General features: G+C 36.1%; 14 protein-coding genes and 1 pseudogene. 4 read left to right on the plus strand and 11 right to left on the minus strand.

The annotated features are described in order from the left end of the window. Nucleotides 1-6: 6 nt before the first annotated feature. The 3 genes from QQS35_RS04915 to QQS35_RS04925 all read right to left on the minus strand — a co-directional run bounded on the left by QQS35_RS04915 (nucleotide 7) and on the right by QQS35_RS04925 (nucleotide 3,555). Nucleotides 7-1,242, minus strand: a complete 1,236-nt coding sequence (locus QQS35_RS04915) for an NAD-dependent epimerase/dehydratase family protein (RefSeq protein ID WP_285930756.1) — start codon at nucleotides 1,240-1,242, stop codon at nucleotides 7-9. A 570-nt stretch (nucleotides 1,243-1,812) separates the two neighbouring features. Beyond that, a complete protein-coding gene (locus QQS35_RS04920; protein WP_285930757.1) occupies nucleotides 1,813-1,983 on the minus strand; it encodes a hypothetical protein in 171 nt (56 codons plus the stop codon). A gap of 96 nt (nucleotides 1,984-2,079) precedes the next feature. Further along, nucleotides 2,080-3,555: a protein adenylyltransferase SelO gene (locus QQS35_RS04925; protein ID WP_285930758.1), complete on the minus strand. Its 1,476-nt coding sequence runs from the start codon at nucleotides 3,553-3,555 to the stop codon at nucleotides 2,080-2,082. 276 nt (nucleotides 3,556-3,831) lie between these two features. Here QQS35_RS04925 and QQS35_RS04930 point away from each other — a divergent pair, with 276 nt between their 5' ends. Next, nucleotides 3,832-4,557 (plus strand): DUF2161 domain-containing phosphodiesterase, encoded by a 726-nt coding sequence (locus QQS35_RS04930; protein ID WP_285930760.1) that lies wholly within the window; start codon nucleotides 3,832-3,834, stop codon nucleotides 4,555-4,557. 428 nt (nucleotides 4,558-4,985) lie between these two features. On the opposite strand, the gene QQS35_RS04935 is transcribed toward QQS35_RS04930, so the two are convergent. Beyond that, nucleotides 4,986-5,285 carry a hypothetical protein gene (locus QQS35_RS04935; protein ID WP_285930761.1) on the minus strand — a complete coding sequence of 100 codons (300 nt, stop codon included), beginning with the start codon at nucleotides 5,283-5,285 and terminating at the stop codon, nucleotides 4,986-4,988. 369 nt (nucleotides 5,286-5,654) lie between these two features. On the opposite strand from QQS35_RS04935, the gene QQS35_RS04940 reads away from it, so the two are divergent. After that, on the plus strand, nucleotides 5,655-6,065 hold the full coding sequence (locus tag QQS35_RS04940) for a hypothetical protein (RefSeq protein WP_285930762.1): 411 nt from the start codon (nucleotides 5,655-5,657) through the stop codon (nucleotides 6,063-6,065). Nucleotides 6,066-6,186: 121 nt separating this feature from the next. Here the strand turns inward: QQS35_RS04940 and QQS35_RS04945 are convergent, their stop codons facing one another. Together QQS35_RS04945 and QQS35_RS04950 are read right to left on the minus strand one after the other, a co-directional pair. Beyond that, nucleotides 6,187-6,729: an NADPH-dependent FMN reductase gene (locus QQS35_RS04945; RefSeq protein ID WP_285930763.1), complete on the minus strand. Its 543-nt coding sequence runs from the start codon at nucleotides 6,727-6,729 to the stop codon at nucleotides 6,187-6,189. 176 nt (nucleotides 6,730-6,905) lie between these two features. Continuing rightward, nucleotides 6,906-7,343 (minus strand): DUF2975 domain-containing protein, encoded by a 438-nt coding sequence (locus QQS35_RS04950; protein ID WP_285930901.1) that lies wholly within the window; start codon nucleotides 7,341-7,343, stop codon nucleotides 6,906-6,908. 328 nt (nucleotides 7,344-7,671) lie between these two features. Between QQS35_RS04950 and QQS35_RS04955 the strand changes: the two are divergent. Next, nucleotides 7,672-8,062 (plus strand): annotated as a pseudogene (locus QQS35_RS04955) (fructose bisphosphate aldolase); the annotation flags it as partial. Between the two features lie 39 nt (nucleotides 8,063-8,101). On the opposite strand, the gene QQS35_RS04960 reads toward QQS35_RS04955, so the two are convergent. Then, nucleotides 8,102-10,198, minus strand: a complete 2,097-nt coding sequence (locus QQS35_RS04960) for a carbohydrate-binding domain-containing protein (protein ID WP_285930764.1) — start codon at nucleotides 10,196-10,198, stop codon at nucleotides 8,102-8,104. Between the two features lie 238 nt (nucleotides 10,199-10,436). Beyond that, a complete protein-coding gene (locus QQS35_RS04965) occupies nucleotides 10,437-10,826 on the minus strand; it encodes an RDD family protein (RefSeq protein ID WP_285930765.1) in 390 nt (129 codons plus the stop codon). A gap of 217 nt (nucleotides 10,827-11,043) precedes the next feature. On the opposite strand from QQS35_RS04965, the gene QQS35_RS04970 reads away from it, so the two are divergent. Continuing rightward, nucleotides 11,044-11,889, plus strand: a complete 846-nt coding sequence (locus QQS35_RS04970; protein WP_285930766.1) for a DUF1206 domain-containing protein — start codon at nucleotides 11,044-11,046, stop codon at nucleotides 11,887-11,889. Between the two features lie 83 nt (nucleotides 11,890-11,972). Here the strand turns inward: QQS35_RS04970 and pelA are convergent, their stop codons facing one another. The 3 genes from pelA to QQS35_RS04985 all read right to left on the minus strand — a co-directional run bounded on the left by pelA (nucleotide 11,973) and on the right by QQS35_RS04985 (nucleotide 21,190). After that, nucleotides 11,973-17,651, minus strand: a complete 5,679-nt coding sequence (gene pelA, locus QQS35_RS04975; RefSeq protein ID WP_285930767.1) for a pectate lyase — start codon at nucleotides 17,649-17,651, stop codon at nucleotides 11,973-11,975. A 248-nt stretch (nucleotides 17,652-17,899) separates the two neighbouring features. After that, nucleotides 17,900-19,468, minus strand: coding sequence for a hypothetical protein (locus tag QQS35_RS04980; protein WP_285930768.1), 1,569 nt, complete (start codon nucleotides 19,466-19,468; stop codon nucleotides 17,900-17,902). 42 nt (nucleotides 19,469-19,510) lie between these two features. After that, nucleotides 19,511-21,190: a hypothetical protein gene (locus QQS35_RS04985; protein ID WP_285930769.1), complete on the minus strand. Its 1,680-nt coding sequence runs from the start codon at nucleotides 21,188-21,190 to the stop codon at nucleotides 19,511-19,513. Nucleotides 21,191-21,444: the final 254 nt, after the last annotated feature.

Below are 21,444 nucleotides of genomic sequence, written 5' to 3' on the forward strand. Positions count from 1 at the left end.
TTTCGCCTAAGTCGTCGCACCCAGACCTGGAACCCCTGGTTGCTGTTCCTTTGTCCAGGTACTTTTAGCAGGAATTTTTGAATAATCTGCGCGATACGCATATTTTTCTGCAATTTTAGTCACTTCCTGTAATAACCCTTCATTAAGTGTGATAGGTTCTAATCCTTTTGACAAAAACAAATTATTTTCAACATTTAGCTCATTTTCAATAGCTTCCTTACGTGGATTTGAAACATAAGCTATTTCACCACCAGTAATTTTACTAATGAGTGTAGCTAAATCGTTAACGCGATGCGTTTCTGTCATCTGGTTAAAAATCATCACCCGCTCTTCACGTGCTGGAGGATTTTCAATGGCTAACTGAATACATCGAACCGTATCTTGTATATGTATAAAAGCCCTTGTTTGACCACCTGTGCCATGAACCGTTATAGGATGTCCCACTGCGGCTTGCATTAAAAATCGATTTAAAACTGTGCCGTAATCACCATCATAATCGAACCGATTAATTAGCCGTTCGTCGCGTTTTGTTTCTTCTGTATTTGTGCCCCAAACGATTCCTTGGTGAAGGTCTGTAATCCTAACATTATCATTTTTATTATAATATTGAAAAAGTAACTGATCTTGTGACTTTGTCATATGGTAAACAGAACCTGGGTTCGTCGGGTAAAGAATTTGTTGGTCCATACTCTCTCCAGCTTCTGTTTCTACTTTAACATTCAGATATCCCTCGGGAATCTTCATGCCAGCCGTTCCATACCCATAGACTCCCATCGTTCCTAAGTGGACTAAATGAATATCTAATCCAGAATCTACTATTGCGCATAGAAGGTTATGGGTTGCATTTAAATTATTGTTAACGGTATATCGTTTATGTTTAGGAGACTTCATAGAATATGGAGCTGAGCGTTGCTCCGCAAAGTGTATAACTGCATCAGGCTTTTCATTACTTAATACGTTAAGTAATGCATCATAATCATTCGCTATATCTATATTATAGAATCCTATTTGTTTCCCTGTAATTTCTTCCCAAACATTTAACCTCGTACCAATAGGCTGAATAGGAGTTAATGATTCTGCTTCCAGTTCATTATCAATATTACGACGTGACAAATTGTCTATAATGACTACTTCATGCCCTAAATTAGATAAATGCAGACTCGTAGGCCAACCGCAAAAGCCATCCCCACCTAATATAACTATTTTTTTGTATGGATTTATATCCTTATTTTTAAAAATCAATGTTACCACCCTTTATCATTTGTTTTCGATTACAGACGAAGGTCTAGGTATTTAATAAAACTTTACCTTTAGTAAAGTATAACTGTCCTATTTCTAAAAAAACAGTAATAACTAGTTTTAACATCTATTTGCTAGAATTAGCTTATTAGGAGTTGCTTATCCGACCAACTGTTCAAGCACTTTTCTATGGTAAATATGTTAGATCCTTGTTAATATCTTATTCATGATTATATCGTGTTATATCTCGGATATCTTATTCGGCATAATAAATTATATAAAAACTGAGACAATTTCATTATTTTCTAATTCAGTCCTATACAACAATATAGTTTTAGAAGTTTCTATCCAACTCAATATTGTTGTAAGCGATGATTAAATTGCTATTATGAAAATTATTAAACTAAAAAACAAATGCAACTAATTATAGGATGCATTTGTTTTTTCGCGTTATATTTTTCCAAATAAATGACTATGTGCAATAGTGCCCCTTCGTCTATGATGAAAGATTTAATTAGTCAAAAGAACAAAAAACGCCAAACAATTGGCGTTTTTATTCATTATTTATTACGTTTATTTTTTTTTATTTGTATCTTGTCCAGCATTTTCAATCGCCTCAGCTGTTGCATCTACTGCACTCATTGCAGCATCTTCTGTTGTTTCTAATGCACTATGAACAGTGTGAAATGCAGCACCCGCGGTGTCTTTTATGTTTTCAGCAGTTTTATTGTTTTTATTTGTCATATGGTTCCACCTCCTAAACAACTATAGGATGTGGATGTTCACTTTTAATTATTCAAAGCCTTTTCTCCCTTGGTGGAACACTTTATTATCTTTAAATCAAGTACCACAGAAAGTTTGATAAGGGCGATTAGATGGTTGAGGAAGTTTCGCATAGTCATCTTGTTCGGATGAATACGCAAAAGGTTTCGAAAGTGCATGTAGTAGCTTCTCCATCACTCGATAGTCTCCGCCTTCTACCGCTGCTTCTAATGCCTCTTCTACTCGGTGGTTTCTTGGGATTATCGCAGGGTTTACACTTTTCATTAACTCCTGTGATTCACGTTTTGATTCCTTCTGTTTATCGATACGTGCTAACCATTTCTCTTCCCATTTTTTAAATTCACTTGTACCGAACAGGTCTAAACCTTCATATTTTTCAAGCGTTAACGCTCGAAAAGTATTCGTGTAATCTGACTGGTTTGTGTGCATCATATTCAAAAGGTTTTTAACTAGAATTTCATCTTCTTTTTCTTCGTTAAATATTCCGAGTTTTGCTCTCATTCCTGCTAACCAATGCGCATGATATAATTCCATATAATTTTTAATTTCATCCTGGGCGATTTCGACCGCTTTGTCTTGATTCTCATCTAGTAACGGTAATAATGTTTCGGCAAATCGCGCGAGATTCCATCCTCCAATAGGTGGTTGATTCCCATATGCATAGCGACCTTGCCTATCAATAGAGCTAAAAACTGTTGCTGGATCATACTCGTCCATAAAAGCACATGGTCCATAATCGATTGTCTCACCACTTATTGTCATGTTATCCGTGTTCATTACTCCATGGATAAAGCCAACTAGTTGCCATTTCGCAATCAGTTCTGCTTGGCGCTTGATTACTTCTTGGAGTAGTGAAAGATAGCGATCCTGATTAGCTTCAATTTCTGGATAATGGCGATTTATTGTATAATCAACTAATGCTTTTACATCTTCCTCTTCACCCCATTTTGCTGCGTACTCAAAGGTACCAACACGAAGGTGACTAGCAGCAACACGTGTTAGAATTGCACCTGGAAGGTCGGTTTCACGTATTACTTGTTCCCCTGTAGTAACGACAGCTAGGCTTCGCGTAGTGGGAATACCGAGAGCATGCATGGCTTCACTCATAATGTGTTCCCGAAGCATCGGACCAATAGAAGCTCGCCCATCACCCCCTCGAGAGTATGGCGTCCGTCCTGATCCTTTTAGTTGAATATCAACACGTTGTTTTTCTGGGGTGATTTGTTCCCCGAGCAGTATTGCTCGTCCATCACCAAGCATTGTAAAATGACCAAATTGATGACCTGCATATGCTTGCGCAATGGGAGATGCACCTGGAGGAATCTTATTTCCTGCAAAGATATCCACCCCTACATCGCTCTGCAATTCTTTTTCATTTAAACCTAATGATGTTGCTAACTGATGATTAAAAACAATTAATTTCGGCGCACTTACTGGGTTTGGATTTTGACTAGAAAAGAAAGTTTCCGGCAGTCGAGTATAACTATTATCTAAGTTCCATCCTGGTTCTAACGTTCCATTGCTTTTTGTCATGGTATCTCCCTTCTCTTTACATACATTTATATTCAAGGTCCTATGATATTGTATTTCCTATATTAACATAACAAACGCTTTTTTAGCTTCCGCTGTTCCTAGTTATTTATTCAGTTACTATGGGAACAAGTTGCTTGTCCCGCAAAGGAAAGCGAAACAAAACACTATCATTTTTCTCAAATATATAGGAAAATACGATGGGATTATTCCGTAAACGTGTATTTATGATAAAATTAAAATTGTAATAGTTTTTAAATTGGACGGTGCTCACTACATATGAAAGAAACAAAAAAGCTTCAGGAATCAGATTTATACAAACCTATTCAGTCCCATTTTTTAAAAGAAGGTTATGAAGTCTATGGAGAAGTAAAAGACTGCGATATGGCAGCCATAAAAGATGATGAGCTAATACTCATTGAGCTCAAACTTAATTTGAGTGTGGACCTTCTCATACAAGCGACGAATAGACAAAGATTATCAGAACTTGTGTACATTGCGATACCAAGACCAAAAAAATATAACCCCCGTTCTAAACGGTGGAGGAATATTTGTCAATTAGTAAGAAGGTTAGAGTTAGGCCTAATTCTTATATCATTTTCAGGAAATCGCAAAAAACTAGAATTTATCTTTGATCCAACTCCATTTAACCGTAAGAAAAGCATGGCTCAAAATAAGCGTAAACGCCAAGAAATACTTAAGGAGATTGATGGACGAAGCCAAGATTTTAATATTGGTGGTTCAAGTAGAACACAGATTATGACCGCATATAGAGAAAACTGTATCCAAATCGCTTGTTATCTTGAAAAAGTTGGAGAACTATCACCTAAGGCATTAATTCAAATGGGAACTGGTAAAAAGACTTCTTCCATTTTAATTAAAAATTATTACGGATGGTTTGTTCGTGTTCGAAGAGGAATTTATGTCCTTAGTGACAAAGGAAGAATAGAAATGAAGCAATATCCAGATCTGATAAACTACTATAAAAATTTAATAAGGACATAGGGGCAGATTCTGCCTTTCTTGTCCCTCTACTGTTTACATGAGTATTATTATCGTTTTTCATCGCTAATAACAATTGCATACGTTAACCAACCAGTTATTGTTCGGTTCAATGCAGACTTAAGTGACAAGGGCATGCAATATATTTGGGTACTTGTATCATGGGTTGTTCTGTGTCATTGTTGAATTCGTAAACGTTAACCACATTTTCCATGAGAAGCGCAGAATAAAAAAGAACACGAAAAAATTAAATGAAAAACCTAATAGATTTAAGCTAATATAGTGACTAACATGATAGGTAAACCAATGTGCAGGAAATCAATAAAAATCGGAATCTTTTTTGAAAATATTACTATCAACTAGTTTTTTAAACGTATATACCAATGAAATGCAGTGAAATTATAAATTTAGCAATCCTCTTATTTTACCTTTTAGCTAAATAAATAACCTAGTATGAATGGTAATATGATAAGTAATGAAGAAAGAAGAATTAGTGTAAACGAAACTTTTTTGTGTAATTTATACCTACCTTTACCACTATACCAACCAGAGAATTGCAACTTATTTCTATATAGAACAAAAAGTAAAATAAAAATCGCTAATGCACCAAGCCACGTATATGTTTCTGTAGCACCATTGATTGTATATAAGTTGCCAATAATAGCCCAGCATATGCTACCAAGAATACCAAAAACAATAATGATTCGCAGTATTTCTAGCAATGTTCGCATTCTAAATCCTCCTATTTTACAGGTGTATCTATAGAAATAATAAATGGAATCTTTAAGAATGTAGGCTACTAATCACAACCACACTCGTATTCCATAAATATAAATGTTTTATATAATTTAATATCATTAAAATCTCTTGTGACAGATTCATAAACTTTAATTAATGGAGCAATGTCTCTTTTGGCAAAATTACTTAATTGCTCATCTAGTTTACTAAATGATTCTATAAAATAATGGTTCATTTCTTCATATATATTATTGTGTTCACAAACGTCATACGTCACTGCAAGATAAAATTTTGTGAATTTATACTTAAACGGGTAGATATTTCAAGAAACAATTAGTTTATTATGGCACAGGGGGATAATAATGAAAAAATTATTACAAAATGAATGGTTTAGGAAATATGGATTCTTTGTATCAGGTCTTCTATTGTTATTTATTGGCTTACTTTTAATTGTTGATGGGAAGACTAGTCTCCCTTATAGAATTTCTTTTATAATCATTGCTATTTGTGGAGCTATACAGGTAATTGCAACCTTCATAAGTGATAAATGGAAAAATACAGAAAATCTTATAAAATATTCGTTTATTGGCAGTGGATACGTGTTGATGGGAAGTGCTATCTGGGAACATCTAGTACATGGGATAATTAAAGTTCCCATTTGGGGATTGGTGACGATTTACTTTTTTTTCATAGTAGGCTTTTTTACAGGAATCGCTACGGTAATAGACCGGATTAAAGGAATAAAAAGTAGGAATAGTACTAACTATGGGTGAAATTAATAGGTAAGAGTCTGATACAGTACCAAACCCTTACCTAACATGTTGCTTATAAATTAATCTGTTCAAACTATATGGTAGTATCTGTTTTATGTCTCATTCATTACCTCAGTAAAGACTATTTAGTTTGTTCTAAACTTTTCTGGAGAGTAACCATTTCCTCAGCAAATAATTTATAGCGTTCCAATACATCATTATCAATGATTTCATTTTCATCACTAAAGGAATCATTTTGAATAAAAACATTAATCGTAGGTACCAACCCTTTTAAATATGTAAGGATGGGCTTTAATTGATATTCAGATACCAGAAAATGTTTTTCAATCTCCCCTGTTGTTACGATACCGGTTACTTTACGTTTAAAAGCATCTACAGGTAAATGATCTAGTAAATTTTTTAATGCACCAGAAATCGATGCTTGATAAATCGGCGAACCAATCACTAAAAAATCAGCTGATAGTACTTTGTTTACAACGTTAAAAGTATCTTCATTATAGTAAGCTAATGGGTCACCATTAACAAATTCCACTTCAAAGTCTCTTAAATCAATTAATTCTGTTTGAATATTAGCGTCGAGAGCTTCTATTGCTACTAAAGCATTATGAACAGCTACGTTTGTCTTCCAACCCGCTAATGATCCTGAAATTCCTACAAGCTTCATAGTTGGACCCTCCTGTTTCTACTCTGGTGTTGCTCACTCTAAAGTTAATAATAAACATAACTTTCTACTATCTTAACATTATTATGTTATTGGCAGAAATTCAAGAATTAAAGATTTTATTTGCTTCAATTGCTTTTTTTACATGAATAAAATGCCATGTTTTCACTTAAGACTGTTCAACTATTTCCTAATTTTATATTGATTGCATTTTTAAGTAAATTCTGTAGAACTGCCGAAAAAAGTGCAATCATACCTGAAGAAAAAGTTATAATTAATCCGATAATCAAAATTCCTGGATTGGCAGCATTGAGTGATAAAAGCGTGATGAACCCAGCTACATACATGCAACTTATTATGGTTGCACAGTACTTTATATATTTTAAAGCCTTTACAGTTAATTCAGAAAAAGCAGTACCTTTATCAATATAACTTAACATTCTGAAAGCCTGATATAATGCATAGAAAAATGGTATGGCTGTCAAATACAAACCGATTAACAGAAGATATTGTAAATAAGCAAACGCTGGGTACATCCTTGCAAATAAATCTGCTTGCCAAGGTAACCAATAAATACATAAAGCGAGTACAGTGATACCTGTAATAAAAAGCGACATCTTTAATAAGAGTGTTTTCCCTTGTTCTGCTACTTTTAACAGAAGAATTTTTTGATTCAAAAAAAGCACCTCTTTTCGTTATCTATTATATAAGTTTAATCTATATTTTATCGATAATTAATAAATAATTGTTAAATTTAATATAATATTATTGTTTAAATGGATGAGTTACTAAGTTCTAAGGTTATCTGTGACAATGATATTCTGACAAGCGCTTCACTATAAATCACGATACGTTAGTGCAAGAATAAAAAAGAAAGTTAGTCTTGTGTAGACAAATTTTATACAGAAGTCGCTAGCACTACTACGAATACGAGGAGTGGAAAGCATGAAACAAAATCAACTTGAAAAAATCAAAAATGAACAAGGCTTTATTGCAGCACTTGATCAAAGTGGTGGCAGTACACCAAACGCGTTGGAGTTATATGTGTTTCAGAGGATTCTTATGCAAGTGAAGAGGAAATGTTTGACCTCGTTCATGCAATGAGAACACGAATAATTACATCTCCTAGCTTTGACTCTAATTATATTCTTGGTGCTATTCTTTTGAACAAACAATGGATAGTAAAATTGGGAATCTTTATACGGCAGATTATTTATGGCAAAAGGAAGGAATTGTTCCATTTTTAAAAGTCTACAAAGGTTTAGCAGACTTAGAAGATGGTGTTCAATTAATGAAGCCCAATCCTGGCTTAGCAGCTTTATTAGAAAGACCCGTTATTAAAATCAGAGAATGAATCCATTCTCTGCTGAAATAATTATCGAGGTCTTTCTCCCATCATGGGAAACTCTACACCGAGCTCAGCTAGCTGTGCTTCAGCTTCTTCTGTTGTAATTGTACCATCTCTTTGTTGTTGCGTGATTTCTTGTACTTGTGCCAGCGTCTCTTCGTCTAATTCTCCAAACATCCCGCCACCAGTGCCAGGTGTTCGTTGTTCGCCGTCTGCCGGTGCTTCAAACGTACCAGTTTGACCACCACGTTGTCCGCCTTGGTCACCACCAAAGCCTCCAGCACTTTGTCCATCTGTAACTCCATTTTCATCTAACCACGTTACAAATTCTGAAATCGTGAACTCCACTACTTCTGTGCCATCTTGATAACCATCCGTGTATAAACCGTAGACTTCATCGCCAGAAGCAGTTCCGCCAGTGTAAAGCGTATAAGTTTCGTCCGTTGCTATATCTGGGGAACTAATTAAAACCGATTGATAATCAACTGCAGGTTCAAACGTAACAATGGAATTCCCTTCACTATCTTCTAAATGCACTAACGTACCAGCTGCTTGCGTTTCTGAAAAAGTCATCATAATTGAATTCTGCGAAGATTCGTCAGATGTTGATTGCACCATACCTGAACTTCCAGCCGTTATTATCGTTCCACCACTTATATCAAAACCACTATCATAATCGAGCGATCCATTCCCGCTATTTGTAGGACCATTTACAATAACGGTACCGCCAGTCATTTTAATCGATCCATTTGAATCAAAACCGTCTCCATTAGCATACAGCGAAATATTTCCGCCATTAATGGTTAAGGTGCTTGCTTCAGTTGCTTGTATGTCCCAACCTGAGCCATCATTTCCGCCCGCAACATTGACACCATCATCACTAGACTTAATATCATAATCACCACCATCAATTGTTATTGCCATACCTTCTAATCCTTCATAACTTTTTGTAACAACCATTTGCCCATCAGATGTTGTTAAATTATTACCTGCATGTACCGCGTCATCACCAGTTGCTATTGTAAAATCACCACCAGCAATGGTAACGTCATGATTACTATGGATACTATCATCTAATGAATCAATCGTAAATGTTCCGCCACCAACTGTAATATCTACTGTAGCTTTTAGTGCTTTTGCACTCTCCTTATCTGTGGTTATTGATGTTGTCTCACCCATGTCACCTTGCATTCTACCATCATTATTTTGAATGGTTTCTGGACTTCCCCCACCAGCAACAATGTTGTATGAGCCATCAATTACCCATAATGATGCAATTGCTTGTATGCTATCACTTCCAGAGATAATATCAAACGTACCACCATCAAGGACAATATTTCCTTTTGTTATATCTTCATCATTTGTCGATTTAATTCCATCGCCACCAGCTTCAAGGGTGAATGTTCCATCTTGAATGGCTATAAGATCGCGACCCATTAATGTATCATCAACGGCATTAATACTTATATTACCGCTCGTAATTTTTAACGAATCTTTGCTAGAAATTCCATTATTATAATTTCCGTTAACCGTTAAATTACCTGTTCCATTAATGGGGAGGTCGTCTTTACTAAAAATAGCTGCGTTAGGCTCATCTGTCTCCTCATCTGGATACACATACGTTTCACCGTCTGAAACGATGTTCTCCGTTCCTTCCGTTAGCGAAAGAACTGTTTTTTCAGCATTTACAACATTAATTGCTGCAGTGTCTCTTGTACTTATTTCAACTCCATTTAATACAATACGAACCGTGTTTTTATCTTCAGAATCAATAGCAATTTGGCCATCAAAACTTCCACTAAGAACATAAGTACCACCAGTTTTAATCGTTAGTATGTTATCACTTAAAATTACTGCTGCATCAGACGTGAAATCTGCTTGACTCCCATTAAGTTCGATATAAGTCGGATCGTCATCATTCCAGTCCGTATAATAATCATCATCAGTATAAGTAACAAGATCACTAACGGATGCTGCTACTTCAGAATTTACAGCAACAGTATTAACTGTGTCTTCCCCTGTCTCTACACTAGTTGTGTTCTCATTATCATTACTGCAGGCAAACAGTAGTGTTGTACATAAAATGCTTGCCGCCATTTTAGAATACGTTTTTTTTCTATTCATCTTTATAACTCCTTCACCGAGATAGTTTTTTAGGACTGGTATTAGGTCCGTACAGATATTATTGATAACGAACCTTAATAAAACCTTAAAAATATCAAGGGTAGTCAAATTATAAATTTTTACATAGAAAAAGCCTACAACAAAATAGTGTCAAGTACCGATAGACACTAAGTCCATACAAAACACCTGACACTATACCGTTTATAATAATTATAATTCTATAAATTTATCGAAAAGATTATTGTTCCTTTACTACTGTTTGTGAATATCGATCATGTGGTAATACTGCCCCATCTTGATTTTCAAAGGCTTTTGGGTTTTTTAAGTAATCAAAGGTACTCACTGTATCTCGATAGGCAATCCGTTTTATAATTTGATTTGGTGTTAATCCCGCTCCCTTTTTATCCTCAAGGGTAAGTCCCATTTTTTTGTAACCAAATGTTTGCCCGCTATGTCGTAACTGCGCGTATTCAAGTGACCACATAACTACAGTTGGAGTAACCAAAGCATGAAACGCTTCACTTTTCACTCTCTTTCGCAAAAGATACTCAACCCCAGCCGTAATTGCAGTTGAGATAGCCAAATCAATAAAATAAGCTTTTGTCCTTTTCTTCGTTATTGACTCCAAAACGATTCCTCCTCTTTTTGAGCTTTCATTAGTTCGAGATAATCTTGATTCATTAAAGTATCAGGTTAATCATATTCGACATATGAATTGGAACTCCTTCAATCAATAAGATATTTTAAACTTATGTCGGTATAGCACAAACAATATGACACGTTTTAAATTCATTTTAGAGGGAACCTTTATCAATAAATAACACTGAAAAAGGGTGTAAGGAGAATTGTCTTTAATAAATAAACAACACGCAAAAATTAAAGCAAAAGAGGCTGGTCATGAAGCTAAACCATGGGTGAGAAGTTTTGCGAGATTCGGTTTCTTTGCAAAAGGAACCGTCTACATATTAATCGGTATTTTATCTTTTATGGCAGCACTTGGTGTCGGAGGTAAAACCACAGGGTCAAAAGGTGCGTTCGCATCTGTCGCAAGCCAGCCGTTCGGTGAGATTATACTGTGGATAGTCGCAATTGGACTTTTAGGCTACGTATTTTGGAGAGTATTCCAAGTCATCAATGATCCTTACTATAATAAAACAAATACGAAAAGGATTGTGATAAGGACGGGATTTGCAATTAGTGCTGGGATTTATGGTTTTCTTATATATAAGGCAGTTAGTATAGCAATGCATGCTGATAATGGGGGCGGAAGTTCACAAACTAGTACTGCGAAATTATTGTCACAACCTTTTGGACCATCGATTATTATGTTGGTTGGTATTGGAATTATTATCTTTGCTATCTCAGAAATCATTAAAGCTCTGCAATCTAAATTCAAGAAACATTTGATGGTTAATGAAATGAACCATAGAGAAAAACAATGGTTTACTGTTTTTGGAAAAACAGGCTTAATAGCAAGAGGTCTCGTTTTTTGTATTATTGGTTCTTTTTTAATACAAAATGCACTAACATCTAATCCCGATCAAACAGTTGGACTTGATAGAGCACTATCTGAAATCGCACAACAGCCGTTTGGACAATGGATGTTAGGAATTACAGCAATAGGATTATTTTTATATGGTGTATTCCTATTCTTTAAGGGAAAATATGCTAAAATCTCTCTTTCTTCTTAACCATTCATGTTGATATTCTATTCACTTTACGTCTATGTATGAAACAAAGAGAGATAGAAAGGACTATCTCTCTTTGTTTTACTTTATTGATGCTTTCTTTTTCTTATGAATAAAATTGCAAGTCCTCCAATTACTAGTAAAAACAAACCGAGTAACAAATAATTAAATGTATTTGTTGCTGTATCAGGTAGATTTGTGTTTTTATCACCAGTCATTGGATCGTCTTCTGTTGTTTCTTCAGATGGTTGTTTAGACATTTCGCTTGTAGTCTCAAAGACTGTGAATGTACTAAAGTGACTAACTCCGACTATAATTTGTCCTTTATTTTCATCATATTGTCCACCAACAGCTTGCCATTCTTCCTCATCTGGATTCCAGTATTGTACCTTTACTTTTCCTGAATCATTAACTTTGTCTGAATCTACTACAAAGTTTAATGTTACATCGTTATCAAAATTTGTAATGTAGATATCACCTTGTTTGATACTGAAATCATACACAGCACTTAATGCGATATCCATATCTTTCATTCTCTTTAAACCAATATCAACAGTTTTGTTCTCTGTTAATATAGATGAAGGAATTTGAATTTCAACTGCTTTTTTCTTGATAGTAATCAAAAGATTTTTCTGCCTTAATATTTCAACTTGCTCTTTTGTAAAAGATACAATTACAGAAGAATCATAATCACTCAAATCAATTACTAACTCTCCATCTTTCATCACATTTTCAATAGAATTATCTCTTATCGATGCACGATTATCCTTTACTTCAGGCTTGATGACCAAAGGATCTTTAACATCACTTGGATTTTCTTCATCGTCTGGTTCTTCTCCTGGTTGTTCTCCATTTCCTGGACCTTCATCATCCCCCGGCACTTCACCTGGTTGTTCTCCATCACCAGGTTCTTCTCCATCCCCCGGCACTTCACCTGGACCATCTAGTGCGGAAGGATCCCAGCCATTTAAAACATTTTGAACTGTCCACTCAGCTGCTTGCTCGTCTGTTAACTGTCTTCTAGATTCATTGATTGCCGCGCCATCACCGTTATTTTGATATTCATACAAACGCGCGTCCATAGGATCTAGACCACTCATGGATGTCCAGCCTTCTTCTTTGATGTGGGCACCTAGTTCACTGTTCATATAAACAACACTACCACGTGCATTTGGATTACCACCAGCTGGCCATGGTCTACCTAAGTAAACCGTACCTTCAGGGGCATCACTTGTTAGTTTACTATTTTTAATTAACATACCGTAATCATCAGACAACATAGTACTTGCAGCTGTGATATAACCATTATTAGAATCTGATCCACGGTCCAAGGAATGAATAACAGAATCTTCTATAACAACTCTGGCACCACCGAAAATAAAGTCTACATCACCTTCGATATATACTTCCGTATAATATTGGCTACCGGAGTGAGTATATAAAGTATCTTGATTACTAATGAATCGAACATTTTTAAAATACTGACGATCGCCAGCTGCATAAACTGCAACAGCCTGCTTCCCATCCACATCTAGAGTTTCATCAAAAGAATTTTCAAATGTTACATTTTCTACATGAAAATCATTTGCTCTTAGGTAGACACTTGCACTACCACTTGTACCTAGTGTTCCTCCTACACCATTATCACGACCTGCAAAGTTATCGTAGGTGATAACCGTTCCCTCTTCACTTTCACCAATCATCGTGATAAATGGTTTATTTGCTGGAACTGTTAAAACCTCTTTATAGGTACCATCTTTTACATAGATAGTCACTGGATTTGTATTATTATTTGGAACTGCATCAATGGCAGCCTGGACTGTATCGTAATCACCACTTCCATCTTTAGCAACGGTTAACGTACTATCGATATCACCCATTTGTTTCATTTGCCCATCTAAATCTTTAATTTCACCTTCCACTAATTTTCTATCTAGTGTATCAACAGAATTTGTGCTGGCAACTTGTACAAAAACTTTGTCGTTATAATTACCAGTTTGCTGGGTTATCTCAAGTAATTGAGTTGCCCAGTGACCGCCCCATGAATAACCATTACGACGTTCCGCTTCTATTTCCATAATTTCGTGCTTGATGACGCCATCACGTCCGGAAAAAATTGGTTTATTTGTGCCAATTTCATAGAAACGATACCATGCAGTTGAATTATCATCTGCAACAAAATATTCTTCATTTGGATCACCACTAACATATCTTGTATTTTCTAATTTTACCTCATCTAACCATTCCAGAGCCGCAGTAACAGCTTTATTGATTTCTTCTGTTTGAGGTCTAGACATTAAATAGCGGATAATCCCAACAGATTCCTGTCCAGAAATGGAAGCATGCTCGTAAGCACGTGCTTTCATTGGCTCATATGTTACTGGATGATGCTGTGCACACCAGGCTGTCAGCTTGTCATCGACTTTAATTTGTGCGTTCAGGATATAATCAACTGCCATATCAATGGAATCTTCTACCTTTACCCGGTAAGCATCACTAATTAAATCGGAATCAAACGGATATTCTCTTTTGACAATTGAATCCATTAATTCCAGTACATTAATCATAGCTTCATCGTTAAATGTTACATAGTCAGAATAGTTACCGCGAGCAGGATAAACCTGTGCGAATCCACCACTGTCATATTGTAAATTAAACAAGAATTCTATTGCCTTTTCAGTACTTTCTTTATATCTTATATCACCTGTTTCCTGATACATTTGTGCAATGTGTAGCATTTCTGCGATAGTCGCATCATTATCAATCGTTCCTAATTCCATTCCATTATCTACCCACTCTGAACGTGACTCTTGGCCATCCCACTCCCGTTGATAAATATGTGGCCAGTTTTTTGTCCAACCACCATGTTCCATTTGCCAAGTCAGTAGGTTATTAGCTTCTTCAATTGCTTGATCAAGATCACCAGAAAACCTTACTTCTTCTATGTCTTGTTCATACTCAGCGTATTCATTCCACTCATCAAGACTGTGTAAAACCAAAACCGTTTGTCCAAATTTGTTTGTACCTTTTGCAGCTTTATCGATACGGAGGTTTTCAAACCCTGGGGATAGTAGCTCCCATTGTCTTGTCGGCACAACAACATCTATATCAGAAAAATCAAACGTCTCAAACTGACTATTTAATGTAACTGCAATGATATTACTTGCAACCGCATGAACACCAACGATATTTACGGATTCACTGCTGTTTTCTGCTTTATAAGGTTCAATCACTTCGTTTGCTTGTTTCCATGTCATTACATCTGTATTGGTAGAATTAGTTGCATCACCCGTAATATTGGTAATAATTTGTGCTGCTTCTTGATTAGTGATTTTTTGATTTGGATGAACCTTTCCATCATTTATCAAGCCATCCATGTATTTTGAATCTTTTGCTGTTTCTAGTACATACGAATACCACTCTTCTAGGGATATTTCCCAAACAGAAGTTTCGTTACTTAAATTTTTAAACTTTTCTTCTTTCACAAATCCAAATGCATCATTGACTAAAGACATAAATTCAATTCTTGTAATTTCATTATCTTGATCTGGTTGTCCATCTGCAACAATTCCTAATTTGTTAAGCTTTTGTAATTGTAAGTCACTTACCACTTCAGCCATATCTGAGTCCTCAACATCAATTGGACCGTCACCAGAGCTATCTGGTTTATTATGGACACGTAAATGATCAATGTTTGCACCACCACTTGCACCAACCCCAGTCGCACGAATCACATTTTCACCTGGTTGTAGCAGTGCTTTTGTTGATGTGTAGACCCACGTTGCCCAGCCTCCGGAGGGATCAAACGCTAATGATTCTTCAATTATTTCTCCATTCACTTCAATTTTAGCCGGTCGTTTATCCGTCCCACCATGACCATATCTGAAATCTAAATTATATTCACCTTCAACCGGGACATCTACCGTCCATTCTACCCAGCTTCCTGGAGCATTAGGATTATAGTCAATAAATCCTGTTCCAGTAAATCCAACATGTTTGTTATCAATAATTACCGTATCTTGCTCTAATACAGCATCTTCTGCCTCGTAAGTATCATCAACTTCCATCAGTACTTTTAAGTGGTCAATGTTTGCTCCACCACTAGCACCAGCACCGGTCGCACGGATTACATTCTCTCCGGATTTTAATTCTGCCTTCATCGATGTAGTGACCCACGTTGCCCAGCCACCTGAAGGAGCAAATGCTAGTTTCTCTTGAACAAGTTCACCATTTACAGATATGTCTGAAGGCCGTTGATCTGTTCCACCATGTGCATAACGAAAATCCAGATTATATATGCCATCAACAGGAACATCTACTGTCCATTCAATCCATCCACCAGGGGCATTTGGACTGTAGTCAACAAAGCCTGTACCAGTGAAACCAACATGCTTGTTATCGATAATGGCAGCATCGATTTGTGCATTTTCTGCTTCATACACGCCACTTGAACCATCTTCAACTGGCGCAGAAGGTTCATCTGTTCCGGGGTCTTCGGGATCGGTAGGTTCTGTAGGTTCTTCCTCTACTACCGGTTCAAATCCAGTAACTTTGAGATTGTCAATATAATGCCCTTTTACTCCACTGTTTGGTGTAAAGGTTTCGATATAGTTCACCTTTGTAGTAGTTTCATTAAGTGCGGCACCATCTAATGTAAGTTCATCGTTAATATAAACATCTGCTGTTTGTCCATCTAAATCTATTTCTACTCTTACGTCATACCACGTGTTTTCTTCTAGCGTTACCAATGATTGATAGTTACTACCAGTTCGATAAGTGATACTATCATTTTTTGTTTCTATAATAACAGGGGTAGCATCGCCCTTTATCCTCATTACCTTTGTTGAACTCGTATAGCTTGGTTGCATAAAGCTCATTTCTGCTGTTACATTACCAGCAAGGTCTTGAAAAGATTTACTCAACGAAACATGTTCTGATTCACTTGTGTCATCTAAGAATACACTTTTATTATCAGCACCTAAAATGTCATCTACCGTAATCGTTCCACCGGCTTCTATTATGTCTACATCAGAAGGCGCTTGTCCAATTACATCACTGTTAAAATCATGTTCAAATGCGGTAATTGGATTTTCAACTTCAACTTGTTGAGACAATTTAAGGTTGTCGATATAGTGTCCCTTTGCACCGCTACCAGGAGTAAAGGTTTCTAGGAAGTTAATGGTACTAGCAGCGCTATAAAAGGCTGCATTTTCCAGTAATAATGCATCATCTATGGAAACATTCGCAGATTGGTTATCTAAATCCACTTCCACCTTGATATCATACCAAGTATTTTCCTCCACCTCGATTAACTGTTGGTAGGTGTCATCACTATTCCGATAACTAAGATACCCATCCTTTGTTTCTAGTGTAACGGAGTTGCCATCTCCTTTTAATCTCATTACCTTTGTCGAGCTTGTATAACTCGGCTGCATAAAACTCATTTCCACTGTGACAACGCCTGATAGTTGTTCGAAACTTTTCTGTAAAGATACAGATTCCGTGTCAGATGTATCCTCCAGATACACATGCTTATTTACGGTTCCTTCTTCTTCAACTACACGTGCATTTCCTCCCGTTTCCGATACTTCTACATTAGCTGGTTTAGCTCCAATTGTGTCGTTATCAAAGTTATCTTCAAAAATAACAACGTTTTCAAAATTAGTCGCAGCTTTAACCATGTTGATTGGAATTGAAGTAAAAAGACTCGTAAAGGAAAGCATAAAGATTAAACCAATGATTCCTATGCGCTTTACTAACTTCATTCGATCATGCTCCTCTCATTAAATAGTTTTTTAAGCAATATGCACACCATATAAGCACTTTCTCTTGTAAATATAGAAAGCGGTTACAAAAGTAAGCTTATCATATATTAGAAAATTTTAAATGTGTAATTATTGCTATAAAATGATGCTAATATTGTTGTTAAAAGACGAAACTGTTAAATGACTGATACGATAGGACTAGAAATTATGAACATAATTAAAGGGACAAGTGTCAACAACTTGTCCCTTTATCCCTTACCATATAACTGTTGCCATTCATTTTCAAGGTCTTTTTCCATTGATACGAGGTCTAAGGAATTAGCAATATAGACAGCACGAATCTCTTGTAATGCAGAGAAAGCGAACCTTGACCATGCTATCCCATTAAGTTGAAGGGCAAAATTGACTAGTTGGCCGGATGAACGAATGGCTGCATCTATTCCGTCGACAACACATAAGGAACCATGGCCTACAATTAACATTCGTCTTAGCTCTGGTCGGTTGCCAAATGGAATCGAATCTTTCCAACTTCTTTGATGATAATAACGACTTTTTATAGCCCATAATAGGCGTATCATTATTTCATTTAGGGCAACAGGAATTGCCATCGCCGCTCCAAAACGGGCATCATATCCCTTTTGAAAAACATGCGACATCAGCTCAGCCAGATTTATGCTATTTTCACTCTTTGAATCACGAAATGAACTAAAATCACAGAATTGAAACATTTCAAAAAAAGGAATCGGAACACCTTGTCCACGCCGTCCATCATTGTGTCCACGTGTCCCACTGGAACCCGCAATATCCGAGATAATATGACCTATCCAATTACAAAACCCACAAAAAAGCTTAGCAAAGAAATTAGCACCTTCCAATTCGAAGCCAGATCCTCTTTCTTGTGGTTTTACCCTAATAAGCTGTCCATCAGAAACAAAACTGGCTTTTCCAGTAAACTGATCTAGTATCGAAAAGAATAAACCAATTAAATCTGGTGAATGTCCCAGTGATTTCAAGTGATGATCTTTTGGACTCATTTTTAACTTTTTATCCCCCATTGCCAAATCAGAAGCATAACGGGCATCATAATTAACACGGAAGCGGTTCTCAAGAAAACCAATGGCACTTGCAATACCATCTGGTTCTTTCCGTAAGTTCTTCCCTTGTTTTTTATCTGATTTCCATACCATTTTTGCAAACTTTTCGACAAGCTTGTCCGTTTGGCTATCTGTCCAGTTGCCAAGTTTACTTTTTCCTGGCATTCCTACAAAAAAACTATCAACCAAACCTGCAGCAACACCACAGGACGCTGCAATTACGTAATCATATTTATCACAGTTCGCTTGCTCTATCGTATAATCTAAACGAATTCTTTCGCTAATTTCTGCTTTCTCTACAGAGGTCATCAAGCTTGCAAATGGGTCCTCTGACATAGTAATGTCATGTTTCTCGGCAAATGCATCGATATTTTCTAAATAGTCATCCCAACTTGTATTCTTTACAGCAACAGTTTCTAATAACTCCAGTTGTTCGATTTCCACCGCTTTCGTTTCCTCATCGGTTAAACAAACTAGGTTTAACCCTTCTTCCATATCTATTTGTGATAATGAAGTGTCCATTGCTTGTTGTTGAAGAAGTGACTCTGCTTGCATGAGTAAATCATCTAATGTCTCTTCGTTTGCCGTATTTACCTGCGACAGTTTTTCTTGATAATCTCCTATCTTGGAAAGCTGCTTATCGACTTTAGTTCGTTGTTCTTTATGTACTACCAAAGCCTTAGCGGCATCTTTTAAGACTTTATCATTCATTTCTTTGTTCAACAAATCATCCTCCTAGCACCAACTCAAAATAATTAGATTCCTTTACCCTCTAAAATTATTGAATAAGTTCTTTGCAGCTCCTTTTGCTGATGCAATAGAGGCATCCTTTACATTTGTATAGCCGATGTTTTCCAGTACAGCATACAAACGTTCTAATGTCAGTAATGGAAGTTGATTATTTAACCGAAGGATAGTCTGTATCGTTCCATCTTCCTTAACCTCTTCTGATTCGGTGTAACAACTTAAAATAAATGTACGTAGCTTTTCTCTAGTTGCTTGATTCGTCAATTCTTGTATTCTAGAAAGATTTACCTTCTGTGGTAATTTTGCAATAACCGATTCTTTTTCAGCATGGCTTATTTTTTCAGTCGTTGCTTGAGCACCTCTGCTTAATTTTGCTAAAAGTGCTGATAACTTCTCCACTTTCATTGAAGTTCCTTGTCCTTTTTTAACTTCTTCCATTAATTGCTGGGATATTTGATTCACATCCTCAATCAAATAGTTCAAAGAATTTTGTGCATTTTTAATAATCGATTGTAGCATAATTTCTCGTTGTTTATTATTTTCTAACTCACTGATTCCTGTTACTTTCTTTATCCCTTTATAGGCACCAACACCGATTAATACAGCTGCTCCAATACCTGTAGCCATACTGGATAGTCCTAACATACCACCCATTCCAAGTGTAGCTAATCCTGATGTGATACCAGTTGCGCCTAGCCCCATAACGGAACCTGTAAAATAAATAGCGGCCATCGGTACACCTACCGCTCCGGCTTTTGCTGCTAATTCCTTCATTGTTTTTTTTATTTCTGAGTCACTTTTTCGTTCTTTTAAGATATCTTCATCATGTTTAATTGCGGTTAGAATCAACTCGATTTGATCATCATCAATCTGTAATTTCTTTTGTAGTTCTACAATAAAAGCATCTTGAGACCATTCCTCTGTATCATGATTCAGTCTGAAAATAAACAATACATCTTTTATCAATGATTTTTTTACAATATCAAAACTGCCCTGAGGCACATGTTTCATTATATATTGTATTAACGCTTCATTTCCTTCAATATCGCTTGTACTATACATATAATTTCTCAACTCGAGACGCTTCTCCGATGCCAGCTCAACTCTAGTAATCAAAGAAACAATTTCTGCATATTCATTTGCATCAATAATATCGTCATTGGAGAATGCGTAATTGCATACTAGTTTTATGTAAGTTAATTTAATATTCTCATCCATTTCAGCAAGAGGGAGTGTTTGCGTTGTGGAAACATACTCTTTTTCTTCCCCTGACTCTTCAAGAATCCCATTGATGATTTGTACAATTCCCTCATAATTTATGCCATTCAAGTTCGATGTAATGGTTTCTTGTTGGTCCTCTTGAAAATATAATATTGCTTCCTCTTTTTTAACTACTTTCCCGTTATCTTTTTGCGTTTCCGTCAGTTTATATTCAGCGCTTACCATCGTTTCATACTTAAACACTTTTGGTTTTTCCATCGTTCCACGAACATAAACTGCGTCACCTAGAAAGACCAAACCATCTTTACCGCTACCAAAAATAGAACAATCTACGATAGCAAGAATGTAATCAGGGTCGACTTCATTAGCTATTGATGAAATAGCATTATTAAGCTTTTTCTCAGGAATTTCTGGCGCAATATGCACCTTTCCATTTAATAGTGTAACGTTTTCCTTTATGTAACTTTCTACGGACATGTTCATTTTCCCCTCTGTAGATAATTTCTCTTCCGTTGTTTAATAAAATTCAAATCAAATTAAAGCATAGTACTATTTTACCATCAAAAATCAAAATCTTCCTACTATTATTTAAAAATAATTGCTTGTAGTCGTATACCGAATGTATCTCTTACAAGCGTATTAGAACCGTTGACACCCAATAGGTTAATTCCTAAAAAAAAGAACCACTCAAAATATATGGAGTGGCTCTGCTTTGAATTGATAGTCTGGTT

This window comes from Aquibacillus rhizosphaerae (assembly GCF_030282825.1).
Classification (GTDB): Bacteria; Bacillota; Bacilli; order Bacillales; family Amphibacillaceae; genus Aquibacillus_C; species Aquibacillus_C rhizosphaerae.

Excerpts from the sequence above, each read along its gene's own strand:
- QQS35_RS04920 (WP_285930757.1), bottom strand. The coding sequence starts at position 1,983 with ATGACAAATAAAAACAATAAAACTGCTGAAAACATAAAAGACACCGCG.
- QQS35_RS04925 (WP_285930758.1), bottom strand. The coding sequence starts at position 3,555 with ATGACAAAAAGCAATGGAACGTTAGAACCAGGATGGAACTTAGATAAT.
- QQS35_RS04930 (WP_285930760.1), top strand. The coding sequence starts at position 3,832 with ATGAAAGAAACAAAAAAGCTTCAGGAATCAGATTTATACAAACCTATT.
- QQS35_RS04935 (WP_285930761.1), bottom strand. The coding sequence starts at position 5,285 with ATGCGAACATTGCTAGAAATACTGCGAATCATTATTGTTTTTGGTATT.
- QQS35_RS04940 (WP_285930762.1), top strand. The coding sequence starts at position 5,655 with ATGAAAAAATTATTACAAAATGAATGGTTTAGGAAATATGGATTCTTT.
- QQS35_RS04945 (WP_285930763.1), bottom strand. The coding sequence starts at position 6,729 with ATGAAGCTTGTAGGAATTTCAGGATCATTAGCGGGTTGGAAGACAAAC.
- QQS35_RS04950 (WP_285930901.1), bottom strand. The coding sequence starts at position 7,343 with ATGTCGCTTTTTATTACAGGTATCACTGTACTCGCTTTATGTATTTAT.
- QQS35_RS04960 (WP_285930764.1), bottom strand. The coding sequence starts at position 10,198 with ATGAATAGAAAAAAAACGTATTCTAAAATGGCGGCAAGCATTTTATGT.
- pelA (WP_285930767.1), bottom strand. The coding sequence starts at position 17,651 with ATGAAGTTAGTAAAGCGCATAGGAATCATTGGTTTAATCTTTATGCTT.
- QQS35_RS04985 (WP_285930769.1), bottom strand. The coding sequence starts at position 21,190 with ATGTCCGTAGAAAGTTACATAAAGGAAAACGTTACACTATTAAATGGA.